At 53.4% G+C, this 12767-nt stretch carries 13 protein-coding genes and 1 pseudogene; 11 read left to right on the forward strand and 3 right to left on the reverse strand.

Going from position 1 to position 12767, the window contains the following annotated elements; all coding sequences use genetic code 11:
* Positions 1-20: 20 nt before the first annotated feature.
* From IC803_RS04255 to IC803_RS04275, 5 genes are all read left to right on the forward strand, one after another.
* Positions 21-671, forward strand: a complete 651-nt coding sequence (locus IC803_RS04255; RefSeq protein WP_081208346.1) for a nicotinate-nucleotide adenylyltransferase — start codon at positions 21-23, stop codon at positions 669-671.
* The gene (yqeK, locus tag IC803_RS04260; RefSeq protein ID WP_081208344.1) at positions 580-1149 is read left to right on the forward strand and encodes a bis(5'-nucleosyl)-tetraphosphatase (symmetrical) YqeK; all 570 of its coding nucleotides are present in this window, start codon (positions 580-582) and stop codon (positions 1147-1149) included. The genes IC803_RS04255 and yqeK overlap by 92 nt, the downstream gene beginning before the upstream one ends.
* Positions 1150-1154: 5 nt before the next feature.
* Positions 1155-1511 (forward strand): ribosome silencing factor, encoded by a 357-nt coding sequence (gene rsfS / locus IC803_RS04265; RefSeq protein WP_081208640.1) that lies wholly within the window; start codon positions 1155-1157, stop codon positions 1509-1511.
* On the forward strand, positions 1508-2251 hold the full coding sequence (locus IC803_RS04270) for a class I SAM-dependent DNA methyltransferase (protein WP_081208342.1): 744 nt from the start codon (positions 1508-1510) through the stop codon (positions 2249-2251). The genes rsfS and IC803_RS04270 overlap by 4 nt, the downstream gene beginning before the upstream one ends.
* Before the next feature lie 567 nt (positions 2252-2818).
* A complete protein-coding gene (locus IC803_RS04275) occupies positions 2819-3715 on the forward strand; it encodes an Rpn family recombination-promoting nuclease/putative transposase (RefSeq protein ID WP_190304265.1) in 897 nt (298 codons plus the stop codon).
* 494 nt (positions 3716-4209) lie between these two features.
* Here IC803_RS04275 and comER read toward each other — a convergent pair whose 3' ends face one another.
* Positions 4210-5031: a late competence protein ComER gene (gene comER / locus IC803_RS04280; protein ID WP_081211418.1), complete on the reverse strand. Its 822-nt coding sequence runs from the start codon at positions 5029-5031 to the stop codon at positions 4210-4212.
* A gap of 80 nt (positions 5032-5111) precedes the next feature.
* On the opposite strand from comER, the gene IC803_RS04285 reads away from it, so the two are divergent.
* From IC803_RS04285 to IC803_RS04300, 4 genes and pseudogenes are all read left to right on the forward strand, one after another.
* Entirely contained in the window at positions 5112-5723 is a 612-nt protein-coding gene (locus IC803_RS04285) for a helix-hairpin-helix domain-containing protein (RefSeq protein ID WP_081211420.1), read from the forward strand.
* A 331-nt stretch (positions 5724-6054) separates the two neighbouring features.
* Positions 6055-6642 (forward strand): annotated as a pseudogene (locus IC803_RS04290) (RNA-guided endonuclease InsQ/TnpB family protein); the annotation flags it as partial.
* Positions 6643-6806: 164 nt separating this feature from the next.
* A complete protein-coding gene (locus tag IC803_RS04295) occupies positions 6807-7274 on the forward strand; it encodes a ComE operon protein 2 (protein WP_081209650.1) in 468 nt (155 codons plus the stop codon).
* On the forward strand, positions 7271-9520 hold the full coding sequence (locus IC803_RS04300; protein ID WP_081209640.1) for a DNA internalization-related competence protein ComEC/Rec2: 2250 nt from the start codon (positions 7271-7273) through the stop codon (positions 9518-9520). The genes IC803_RS04295 and IC803_RS04300 overlap by 4 nt, the downstream gene beginning before the upstream one ends.
* A 93-nt stretch (positions 9521-9613) precedes the next feature.
* Here IC803_RS04300 and IC803_RS04305 read toward each other — a convergent pair whose 3' ends face one another.
* Positions 9614-9748, reverse strand: a complete 135-nt coding sequence (locus IC803_RS04305) for a YqzM family protein (RefSeq protein WP_011231993.1) — start codon at positions 9746-9748, stop codon at positions 9614-9616.
* Positions 9749-10031: 283 nt separating this feature from the next.
* Between IC803_RS04305 and holA the strand changes: the two genes are divergently transcribed.
* A complete protein-coding gene (gene holA, locus IC803_RS04310; protein WP_081209638.1) occupies positions 10032-11051 on the forward strand; it encodes a DNA polymerase III subunit delta in 1020 nt (339 codons plus the stop codon).
* Between the two features lie 142 nt (positions 11052-11193).
* Here holA and rpsT read toward each other — a convergent pair whose 3' ends face one another.
* Positions 11194-11463 (reverse strand): 30S ribosomal protein S20, encoded by a 270-nt coding sequence (gene rpsT, locus IC803_RS04315; protein WP_008879927.1) that lies wholly within the window; start codon positions 11461-11463, stop codon positions 11194-11196.
* Between the two features lie 182 nt (positions 11464-11645).
* Between rpsT and gpr the strand changes: the two genes are divergently transcribed.
* Positions 11646-12764, forward strand: coding sequence for a GPR endopeptidase (gene gpr / locus IC803_RS04320; protein ID WP_081209636.1), 1119 nt, complete (start codon positions 11646-11648; stop codon positions 12762-12764).
* Positions 12765-12767: the final 3 nt, after the last annotated feature.

Here is a 12767-nt window from a genome sequence, read left to right on the forward strand (position 1 = left end):
AGACGGCGGGGGGTAGGAAGATGGGAAAAATCGGGATTTTCGGCGGCACGTTTGATCCGCCGCATTACGGCCATTTAATAATGGCCAATGAAGTGCTTGACGCCCTTCGGTTGTCACAAATTTGGTTTCTGCCAAACCGCATTCCTCCCCATAAACAGCACGAGCAGGTGACAAGAAGCGAGGACCGGCTGCGCATGCTCGAGCTGGCGGTGGCCGGCCATCCACGCTTTCATATTGAGACGATCGAACTCGAACGGGAAGGGCCTTCCTACACGTACGACACGATCCGACAGCTTACGGCGATGCATCCGGACGACGAATTTTACTTTATCATCGGCGCTGATATGGTCGAATACTTGCCGAATTGGCACCGCATTGAAGAGCTGGTCGAGCTCGTGACGTTTGTCGGCGTCAAGCGTCCAGGGTTTTCGATGGAAACGCCATATCCGGTCATCGAGGTGGAAGCGCCGCAGTTTGCCGTATCGTCGTCGCTCATTCGCGAGCGGGTGAAAAGCGGACAAACGATCCGCTATTTAGTGCCGGAAGACGTCAGACTTTATATTGAGGAGAAGGGGTTATATGGAGCGAGAACAAGCGTTGCGGATTGTGAAAGAGCAGCTGACGGAGCAACGCTACGAGCATACGCTTGGCGTTGTCGAGACGGCCGTTAAGCTTGCGAAACGGTACGGGGCTGACGTGAAAAAAGCGGAATTGGCGGCCATTTTTCATGACTATGCGAAATTCCGCCCGGTCGAAGAAATGAAACAACTCATTTTAGCGCAAAATATGCCCAACGATTTGCTCGCGTACAACAGCGAATTGTGGCATGCCCCCGTCGGCGCCTACCTAGTGCAAACGGAAGTGGGCATTGACGATCCGGACGTGCTCGATGCCATCCGTTACCACACGTCCGGAAGGGCTGGCATGACGCTGCTGGAGAAAATCATTTATTTGGCCGATTACATCGAGCCAGGGCGGCGCTTCCCCGGCGTTGATGACGTGCGGCGCCTGACGGAAGAAGATCTCAACCGGGCGCTGCTGCAGGCGGTGAAAAACACGATCGCCTTTTTGCTAGAGAAGCGGCAGCTTATTTATCCGGATACGATTCATGCGTACAATTCACTCGTGCGCGAAGTGAAGGGGGAATGAAGTCGGTGACTGAACAAGGAGCATTGCAGCTTGTCGTCCGCGCGGCGGATGATAAAAAAGCGGAAAATATCGTCGTCTTGAACATGAAAGGCATTTCACTTGTCGCCGATTATTTTGTCATTTGCCATGGCAACTCAGACAAGCAAGTGCAGGCGATCGCCCGCGAAATCCAAGACCAAGCGGCAGAACACGGCTTACCAGTGAAACGGATCGAAGGGTTCCAAGAGGCGAAATGGGTGCTTGTCGATTTGGGCGACATCGTCGCTCACGTGTTTGCCAAAGAGGAGCGCGAGTATTACAACCTCGAGCGGCTTTGGGGGGACGCCCCGGCAGAAGACGTCGCGGCTGTGTTGCAGCCATGACCTATGCCCGCTTTGCCGATTGGTATGACGCGCTTATGGCCGAGGCGCCGTATGACAAGTGGCGGTCGTTTGTGGAACGAGCCTTTAACCGATATGCCCAACGGCCGGGGCGACAAGTGATCGACATCGGCTGCGGGACAGGAGAGCTTGCCATCCGCCTCGCCAAGGCCGGATGGCAAGTATCCGGCGTTGACTTGTCCGAGCATATGCTTGCCATCGCTCAGGAGAAAGCGGAGGAAGCCGGCGTTCATGTGCCGTTTTTTGAACAAAACATGGCCGAACTCGACGGGTTTTCAGACCTTGACGGCGCCCTGATTTTTTGCGACGCCCTCAACTACCTCACGAGTGAGGAGGACGTCCAAAACTCCTTCGCTGCCGTTTCCCGCGCCCTTGGCGCCGGCGGGCTGCTTTTGTTTGACGTCCATTCCGTTTATAAAATGGACGTTTTGTTCCGCGATGCCGTGTTTGCGGACCAAGGGGAGGACATCAGCTACATATGGACGTGCCATCCGCTCGATTGGCCGCACAGCGTCGGGCATGAACTGACATTTTTCGTCCGCCGCGGCGATCTGTACGAACGTTTCGACGAATGGCACGAACAGCGCACGTTTGAGCGCGCCGTTTATGAGCAGTGGCTGGATGCCGCCGGCTTTGAGGTGCTTGAAGTGACCGCCGATTTCACCGATGCCCCGCCGACCGAGACGGCGGAGCGGCTGTTTTTTGTGGCGCGGAAGCGGTGAGGGGGAGAGATCGCCATTGGTCTGCACGCAGAGAGCAGCCGGGAAAACGTGCAGCTGCTTGCGCTGTTGCCAGCTTATTCGAAGAACAAAGGAAGAGGAAGTACTTGTTTACCCACTCTCAATTGATACAACGCATTGGCGAGATTTTCGCAACAGTTGTTTCACTGCTAACATGGTTGCCAAGATCTCGTCAGTGTTTTTTAGCATCAAATCGATTTGAAATTTTGAAATAGACAATAAATTTATGCATGTATGTTGTGTAAGGAACTTAGTACAAATAGAAAGCCCGAATAGATCAACATCTCTAGAAGGCCGGTGAAAAACGGTTGTCACGAGCAAATCAGCGGCATTTCGCCAAAAAAGAAGACTGATTTCGCAAGGTTTTTCTAATTGATAAATAGCCGGAACTAGCAGTATTTTGTACTAAATCACCAGCCTCCTAGAGGGAAGGAAGAGAAACCAGCTTGCTTAGGGCAGAACTGGCCAACGGTTTTTTTCTTTGTGAGCAGGATGCCGCCTTGGGGATGGCGAATAGAAGAAGAGAGACCATCAAGGTGAGGTGATCGAATGGCGATTGACCATGATCGGCTGTTCAAAGAGCTGATCCGCACGTTTTTCGAAGAGTTCCTCCTTCTCTTTTTCCCCGACATGCACGAGCATATCGATTTCCACCATCTGTCCTTTTTATCCGAAGAGCTGTTTACCGATGTGACGGCCGGCGGAAAGTACCACGTCGATCTGCTGGTCGAGACGAAGCTGAAAGGCGAAGACGGGCTGATCATCGTGCACGTGGAAACGCAAGGGTATGTCCAGCCGTCGTTTGCCGAGCGCATGTTCCTCTATTTCAGCCGCTTGTATGAAACCTACCGAACCCGCATCGTTCCGATCGCCGTCTTCCATTATGATTCCCTCCGCGAGGAACCGTCTGTGTTTTCGATGGAATTTCCCTTTGGCGAAGTGCTGCAGTTTCGCTTTTTTCCGGTGGCGCTGCGGAAGAAGCATTGGCGGGAGTACATCCGGCAGGACAATCCGGTTGCGGCTGCGCTGCTCAGTCAAATGGGGTATACTGAAAGGGAGAAGGTGGAGCTGAAAAAAGAGTTTTTGCGCATGCTGGTGCGGTTGGAGCTCGATGAGGCGAGGCAGCGGTTGCTGCTTGGGTTTTTTGAGACGTACGTGAAGTTGACGGAGGAAGGGGAACAACAGCTGCAAAGCGAGGTGAAGGCGATGGAAACGAAAGAAAGAGAGAAAGTTCTGGAGCTGATCATCTCCTACGAGCAAAAAGGGAAGAAGGAAGGGATGGAAGAAGGATGGAAACGCGGCCTTGAGCAAGGAATGAAACAAGGCATGAAACAAGGAATGAAGCGGCTCATTCAGACGATGGCGCAAAAAGGGATGACGGCCGTCGAGATTGCCCGGTTGGTCGATCTTTCTGAAGAAGAGGTTCGCCGCTTGCTGAGCGAGTAAGAGAGGAAAAGGGTAGAATCCAAGCGTATATCGCTTCAAGCGCGATCGCGCTCCGCCCCACACTTTGTCGGCGACAGCCTCTTTGGTGGACCTGTGTAATCTTCGTCGATCGGCGGGCGCTTTTTTTGTGCCTATTGAAAAAAGGGAATGCATGGCCAGCGTTGTGATCGGCACCATTCGACTGCCAGGCAATAAAAAAATGTTAGAATTAGAAGGGTGATGAAGATATTGGTCGTTTCAAGGGCAAAGAGTGGCTTATTTATGTGGCCTTTTGCATGACCTAGGAAAGTTCTATCCTCTTTTTCAAGGCTATTTACAAAAGCAAGCCGATGGAGTTGCACCCAGCCAAAAGGCTAGGTGCAACGCGAAAAACAGTAAACGGTCACGTCGCGAACAAACTAAGTGACAAATGTCCGCTAGTCCCAAGTGGGAAAGCCAAGGGCGATTTTTCGCCGGACAAAGAAGGAAGTTGCTGTTTGCTGTCGAATAAGTTTTTATGGCGAAAACTGTTGCCTCACCTTCTCCACATCTTCTCGAAACTTCTCATGTGTTTTCCGTAGCACTTCCTCAAAGACGCCGTCTATTTTTTGCTCGAGGACGGCAATGCCTTCGCCCGTAATGCCGCCTTTGACGCATACTTTTTCCTGCAAGGTTTGAAGCGTATACAAATCCCGTTTCAACAATTCCCCGAGGCCGATGATCATGTCGGTTGCCAGCACTGTCGCCTGGTCTTTCGTGATGGCGGTCTTCGCTGCCGCCGCATCGATAAAGCACTGCAGCAAATAGCTGAAAAACGCCGGGCCGCAGCTTGCGATGTCGGAAGCGACGCGGGTGATGGCGTCGTCAATCAAGACCGGTGTGGCGATGCGCCGGAGAAGGTCGTCGATTGTTTGCCGACAAGCGGCTGAGCAGCGCGAGCCGAAGGTGACGAGGATGCTGCCGGAAAGCGCCCGGTTCGTGATGCTCGGAATGGCGCGCACAACTTGGCAAGGGACGGCCGCTTCCAGCTGTCCGACGCTGATCGGACTTGTGATTGACACAAGGCAATGCTCCCTTGTCCAGTGTGGGGCCAGCTGTTGCAGCAGTGGATGGATGTCAAGCGGTTTGACGCATAAAAAGACGATGTCCGCCTGTTTGACCGTCTCAGGCGGATCGGCGGCGACCGTGATGCCAGGATATGTTTTTTGTATATTGAACGCTTTTGCGAGCGTGCGGTTTGTAATGATGAGCTGTTCGGCTTTGACGGCGCCGGAGTCTACCAACGCTTCGATTAAAATCGTTCCCATATTCCCCGTGCCGATAACGCCGATGTTCATGTGCAGTCCCCTCCTCCCTCTCTTCGATATGTATGAAGATGTTCTCCGTTTTATGACTTCGTTTAGAAAGGATGAGTGCGATGTGGGAAACGGTTAAGACACGATGGAAAACAGGACTGCTTGTCCTGTTTGTCGCCGCGGCAGGGCTGTGGGTGTTCGGCCGCCCGCCGACCGAACGAGAGCCCGTCGCCTTGCCGGCGGCGGTTGGAACGGATGCGGCGGAGACAGAGGGACAAGAAGTGAAGGCGCCGAGAGTCGTTGTCATTGATGTCAAAGGAGCGGTCGCCAAACCGGGAGTATACGAGATGCCGGCCGATGCCCGCGTCCGCGATGTCATCGCTAGGGCGGGCGGGCTGACGAACGAGGCGGACGCGGCAAGAGTCAACTTGGCGGCCAAAGTGCGCGATGAAATGATGATTTACGTTCCGGCAAAAGGTGAGGCGGCGCTGGCGCCAGAAACGGCCGGGGCGACGCCGGAAGCCGGGACGGAAAGCGGCCTGCAAGTGGCGGTCAATACGGCGACGGAAGAGGAGCTGATGCAAATTCCCGGCATCGGGCCGACGAAAGCCAAAGCGATCATCGCCTACCGCGATGAGCACGGACCGTTTCAGCGGGTTGAAGATTTGCTTAAGGTCAACGGCATCGGGGAAAAAACATTGGAAAAATTAAAGCCGTATTTGCTTGTGCCATAAAGTGGGCAGGGAAAATGAATACGTGTTTGCTCGCTGATGGGCGGGGACGCTGCAGGGGGATGGCAACTTTTTTCAGCATTGACGGCGCTCTAGCCGGCCGATAGACTAAAATTATCGAAACAAGTGGAGGAGAACTAACAGTTAGACAAAGATTATAAAACATTGTAAAAATAAAAATTATTATCAACTTCGTACGTGTTGGATTTGAATTGCTTGAATATCTTTTTTCTCAATATGACTGTGAAAGGGAAATCATTGACCAAACAGAGACAACAGAGGAGCAGGAACTTGTTGAGGATTTCGTTCAAATCATTGATGAAGTCATCGGGGGGATGTGGGAATCAAGCATTTGGCGGTTTGTAGCAATGGGATGATCTTTCCCAATATCAACAAAACAAAAACAATGAAAAGGCTGGAGAAACGCCTTCGCAGGTTGCGGCGAAAAGTTTCTCGAAAATATGAAATGAACAAGGAGGGCAGCCGTTTTGTCAAAACCCGCAACATGATCAAACTCGAAAGGCGATGTCTCCTTTTGCAGCGAAGGATCAATGGAATCCGTAACAACCACATTCATCAAGCGACGAGCGCGGTAGCGAAAACCAAGCCTTGCGCTGTCGTGATGGAAACGTTGAATGTAAGCGGGATGATGAAGAACAAACATTTAGCCAAAGCCGTACAGAAGCAAAAACTATACGGCTTCAAGACAAAGTCAACGTACAAATGCAAAAAATACGGCATTTTGTTCATTGAGGCAGACGCTTGGTATCCATCTTCAAAACTGTGCTCTCAATGCGGCGCCATCAAGAAAGGCTTAACACTTTCTGACCGCACATACACATGCCAATGTGGATGCAAGATGGATCGAGACCTCAATGCCTCCATCAACCTTGCTCGTTACGGAGAAGCATTCGTGGGCTAATCACCAAAACGATGCCACGAATACGTACCCTTCGTTGCAGGGGAATGGAAGCCTTCGGAGCGTTATGCCAAACGAGAGTAGCTGATCGCGAAATCGGACGCGATGAACAAGGAATCGAACAAAGCCTTTTAGGGTTTTATAAGGTTTTGGCAACGGGACATAGAATGGAACGAATGACATGGGACCAATATTTTATGGCGCAAAGCCATTTGCTGGCGCTGCGCAGCACGTGCACGAGACTCGCAGTCGGGGCGACGATCGTACGCGACAAACGCATTATCGCCGGTGGGTATAACGGCTCGATCGCTGGCGGCGCCCATTGCATTGATGAAGGGTGCTACGTCATTGACGGCCATTGCGTGCGGACGATCCACGCGGAAATGAACGCGATTTTGCAATGCGCCAAGTTTGGCGTCCCGACGGAAGGGGCGGAGATGTATGTCACCCATTTTCCGTGTTTGCATTGCTGCAAAGCGATCATTCAAAGCGGCATTCGCGCCGTGTATTATGCGCAAGATTACAAAAACCATCCGTATGCCCTTGAGTTGTTTGCCCAAGCCGGTGTCCGCCTCGTGCAAGTGCCGTTGAAGATGGACGTGTTTGCCCAGCTTTCCGGCCGAGGGGAACAATGAAAGGACAAGCCATTTATATCGCCGCGGCGGCGCTTTTAGCCGCAGCGGCTGCCTCTTTGGTCAAACCTGCCTTTTTCCTCCTTTCCGGCTATCTTCTCCTGCTTCACTTTCACCGGAAGCGTCTATTGATTCCCGCCCTGGCCGCGGCATCGTTCTTTTTCATCTATGTTCTCATTGTCGATCATTATAACAAAACGGCCCTTTCCGGCGGCCGCCATACCGTTTTGCTTCGCTTTCCCGCCCCGCCTTCGATCGACGGCGACCGGCTGCAGGCGCCGGTCAAAGCGGGTCGGGAACGGGTGCAGCTCCGTTATACGATTCGGACGCCGACGGAAAAAGCGGCGCTGCACGCCCGCCTTATGCCCGGAACGGTTTGCCGCGTCACGGGGACGCTTGAGCGCCCGCAACCGGCAAGCAATCCGTACGCCTTTGACTACCGCCGCTATTTGCGTTTCCACCGCATCCACTGGCTGTTTCTCCCCGAGACGATCGATCTTTCTGCCTGTTTTCGCGCCCATCCGACCGTGATCGAGCGGCTCGTCTCGCTTCGCGAAGCGGGCGTTCGCCGCATCGAGGCTCATCTTCCGCCGGAAGCGGCCGGCATTGCAGCCGCCCTGATTTATGGCGAGCGCCGTCAGCTCGATGACGCGGTGCTTGACGGTTATCAACAACTTGGCCTCATCCATTTGCTGGCGATTTCCGGTGGCCATGTCACCTTGCTTGTCAGCGCGGTGTTTGCCATAGCGATCCGTTTCGTGACGCGTGAGGCGGCTGCAGTCGCTTTAATGGCCGCACTGCCCGTTTACGCGGTGCTCGCCGGCGCCTCGCCGTCAGTTTTGCGCGCTTGTGTGACAGGTATGATCATGCTTGCTGTCGCGTGGAAAAAAGGGGCGATTCACCCGCTCGATGCGTTAAGTTGGACGGCGATTGCGCTTTTCGTCTTAGATCCGTACATGATGTTTGATATTGGCTTTCAATTGTCGTTTGTGGTGACGTTTGTCCTCCTCGTTCATTTTCCGGCGCTCGTCGTTGTTCGTTCCATGATCGGGCGGCTCTTCCAAACAGCGCTTGCCGCCCAGCTCGCTGCCCTGCCGATTTTGCTTTACCATTTTTATGAAGTTTCCGTATGGAGTGTCGTCCTCAATGTCGTGTTTGTCCCTTTGTATTCGTTTCTTATTTTGCCGTTGGCCGTTCTTGTTGCCGCTGTTCCGTTTCCCCCGCTCGTTTGGTTGTTCAGCCGCCTCATCGGGCTCACGAACACCGTTGTCCGTTTTTTCTCTGTCGATCACCCATTTTCGCTTATGCTCGGGCGTCCGGAGCCATGGTGCTTAGCCGTTTATGCCGCTGCGGTCGCGGCCGCATGGCTGTTTTGGGAGCGTGGCCGGCTGCTTCACGGCTTGGCGGCGGTGGCGGCCGCCATGGTGCTTCAGCTTGCGAGTCCATACGTTAATCCAAAAGGGGAAGTGACGGTGTTGGATGTCGGCCAAGGCGACTGCCTTTACATCGAGCTTCCTTATCGAAAAGCCGTCTACCTTATCGACACCGGCGGGACGCCGGAACTAAAGGAGGAACGGTGGCGCGGGCGAATGCGGCCGTTTTCCGTCGGCCGCGATGTCGTCGTGCCGTTTTTAAAAGCCCAAGGGGTAAGGGCAATCGACAAGCTCATTCTTACGCATGATGACGCCGACCATATTGGAGCGGCTTCCGAGGTGCTAAAAGCGGTGCGCGTCAAGCAAATCGTCACAAGCCCAAAAGCGCTGCCGGCCATCAAAGCGATGGCGCGCCCGTTTTCTGTGCCGGTTGCCGCCGCATCGAGGGGGGAACGGTGGGAGGAAGGCGGCATAACGTTTGCTGTGATTCACCCGGAGGCGGGCAGTCAAGACGACAATAACGGCTCGCTCGTCTTGTTCGCCCGGCTTGGCGGCTTAGATTGGCTGTTTGCCGGAGACATTGAGAAGGAGGCAGAACAAGCGATCATCGGCATATATCCGCAGCTGCGCGCTGATGTGCTCAAAGTTGCCCACCATGGCAGCAGAACATCGACAACAGAGCCGTTTTTGCAGGCGGTGAAACCGCGGGCGGCCATCATTTCCGTCGGCCGCTTCAACCGTTACGGCCACCCGTCTCCGGACGTGTTGGAACGGCTGAAACAACAAGGTATTCTCATTTGGCGGACAGATGAAAACGGGGCCATTCGCTATTTTTATGATGGAAAAAGCGGAACCTTTCAAGCGATGAAACCATAGAATGTAGTGCATAAAAAAACGGAACCTTTCTCGTCGATCCAACGAGCGCATATTAGCAAAAAAGAAAAAAGGATTGCTTATGTAAGCAATCCTTTACCGGCCGAAAAATTCGATCAGCGTCGCGATGATGAACATCGTCGCGAAAAAGCCGAACGATACGATAAACCCGACGGCGGAATCGACGGCGTCATTCCGTTGGCTTTGCACTTCCTTTTCAAATACGTTCATCATTTTCCCCCTCCTCGTGCAATCATTTTTAGTATAGACGAAAACGCTAAAAAAATCTACCGCCGCCTGTCCATTTTCCTTCCTTGACAACAGTTGACACAAATACTTTCAAACAGCCGGGAAAACATAAAAATAACCCGCTGGCAAATAAGGTCCTAGGACTTATTGGCCGGCGTTTATATAAAGGGGAACCGGTTTTTTCGACAGCCGGTTCCCTTGTAAAATGGCGAAAAACGGTGTATCTTTCTAGCAGGGAATCTTGCTAGAGAATGGAGAAGGGAACATGCTCGAACGCGTATGGGGAAACATTGAAAAACGACGGTTTTCTCCCCTTTATTTATTATATGGCAGCGAGCCGTTTTTATTAATGGAAACGTACGAACGGTTGGTGAAGGCGGCGCTTGGCGAGGAAGAGCGCGAGTGGAACTCAGCGGTGTACGACTGTGAGGAAACGCCGGTGCAGGCGGCGCTTGAAGAGGCGGAGACGGTGCCGTTTTTCGGAGAACGGCGCGTCATTCTCATCAAACATCCGTATTTTTTTACGGCTGAAAAAGAGAAGGAGATCGAGCACGACTTGGCAAAGCTGGAGGCATACATAAAAGCGCCGGCGCCGTTTTCGATCGTCGTCTTTTTTGCGCCGTATGACAAGCTTGATGAGCGGAAAAAAATCACGAAACTCGCCAAAGAGCACTGCGAAGTCGCCGTTGCCGCCCCGCTCGCCGAGGGGGAGCTGCGCGCCTGGGTGCGGCAACGGATCGAGGGCCAAGGGGCGCGGGTGGATAACGAAGCGATCGATGTGCTCTTGCGGCGAGCCGGAACGCAGCTGGCTGCATTGGCCAACGAGATCGATAAACTCGCTTTGTTTGCCGGGCCGGGCGGGACGGTGGAGGCAGCGGCTGTCGAGCATCTTGTTGCCCGCACGCCGGAAGAAAATGTGTTCGTTCTTGTCGAGCAAGTCGCGAAGCGCGACATTCCGGCAGCATTGCAGACGTTTTATGATTTGCTGGAAAACAATGAAGAGCCGATCAAAATTTTGGCGTTGCTCGCCGGCCATTTTCGCCTGTTGGCGCAAGTGAAATGGCTCGCCCAAGCGGGCTACGGGCAGCCGCAAATCGCTTCTGCGCTGAAAGTGCATCCGTTTCGCGTCAAGCTCGCTCTTGGCCAGGCCGCCCGCTTTTCCGAGCAGGAACTGGCTGAGGCGATTGACGCACTGGCCGCCGCTGATTACGAGGTGAAAAGCGGAGCTATGGACCGCCGGTTGGCCGTTGAGCTGCTGCTTATGCGTTGGGGCGGCCGACGGTGAAGCAAAACCGGCGCTGTTCCCTGTGCGACCATAGGCAAAGCCGGTTTTTTTCGCAATGATGACATTGACTAGTCGGCGGGGCTTCATCCTTTTATCTTTCATTAGGGAAACAAAAAACGACCTGGCGCCAGGTCGTTTTTCATTAGGAAGCTTGGATGCTGTTTAATTTTTTCGCTAAGCGCGATTTTTGCCGGCTGGCGGCATTTTTATGGATAAGGCCTTTGCTTGCGGCTTTGTCTAACTTCTTCGAAGCGATAATGAACGCTTCTTGCGCTTTTTCCACGTCTTTTAACTCAACGAGCGCTTCAAATTTTTTGATCGCCGTGCGCATGGCCGATTTCATCGAGGCGTTGTGAGCCCGACGTTTTTCGCTCGTTTTCGCGCGTTTGATCGCCGATTTAATGTTAGCCACGTCCGTTCACCTCCATTACCGTTCCTATTCTCGCTGTGAACAACAGGAAGAACAAATGTTATTCTATCAAACGTGTTTTGATTATGCAAGAGGATTCAAGCGAAAATCCTTTACGAAACATGAATGACCAAGCCCCATTGCGGCGACAATAAAAGAAAACGGCATGAACGAGGAGGAACGATATGGAACAGCCGCTCGATTTACGCATGTATTCGGTGCGCACCGACTTAGCGATCGAAGCCCATGAGATCGCGGTCGAGGAGCGCTTACAGCAAAAAAAAGAAAGCGCCTCGCCGATTGAAGGAGTCATCATTCACGATCAAGAGATCGACGGCGTCAAGCTGTCGCACGTGCACGTGACAGAGCAAGGATCGGCATCGATCGGCAAAAAACCGGGCCATTATTTGACGATCGAAGCGCAAGGCATCCGCGAACAAAATACGGAATTGCAGCAAAAAGTGCAGCGCATTTTTTCCGAGCAGCTCAGCGCCTTTCTCAAGCGGCTTCGCATCCCGGATGGGGCAAGCTGCCTGATCGTCGGACTCGGCAACCAAAATGTCACCCCTGACGCGCTTGGTCCGCTGACGGTTGAAAACGTGCTCGTCACCCGCCATTTGTTTCAATTGCAGCCGGAAAGCGTTGAAGAAGGATTCCGACCGGTCAGCGCCCTCGCCCCGGGGGTGATGGGAACGACCGGCATTGAGACGAGCGACATCATCGACGGCGTCGTCCGAAAAACGAAGCCGGATTTTGTCATCGTCATCGACGCCTTGGCCGCCCGCTCGATCGAACGGGTCAACGCAACAATCCAAATTTCCGACACCGGCATCCATCCTGGTTCCGGGGTTGGCAACAAGCGGAAAGAGCTGAGCTATGAGACGCTCGGCATCCCGGTCATTTCGATCGGTGTCCCGACAGTCGTTGATGCTGTCTCGATCACAAGCGACACGATCGACTTCATTTTAAAACATTTCGGCCGCGAGATGCGCGAAGGGCAGCGGCCATCAGGCGCTCTCGCTCCGGCCGGTTGGACGTTCGGGCGCAAAAAGAAGTTGACAGAACAAGATATGCCGTCGCCGCAAGAACGGTCGACGTTTCTCGGCATGGTCGGCACGCTCGGCGATGAAGAAAAGCGCCGCCTTATTTATGAAGTGCTCGCCCCGCTCGGCCATAATTTAATGGTGACGCCGAAGGAGGTCGATTCGTTTATCGGCGATATGGCGAACTTACTGGCCGGCGGCTTGAACGCGGCGCTGCATCGGCAAGTCGATCAAGGCAATACGGGCTCGTACACCCATTAGGCA

The sequence above is a fragment of the Geobacillus sp. 46C-IIa genome (assembly GCF_014679505.1).
Classification (GTDB): domain Bacteria; phylum Bacillota; class Bacilli; order Bacillales; family Anoxybacillaceae; genus Geobacillus.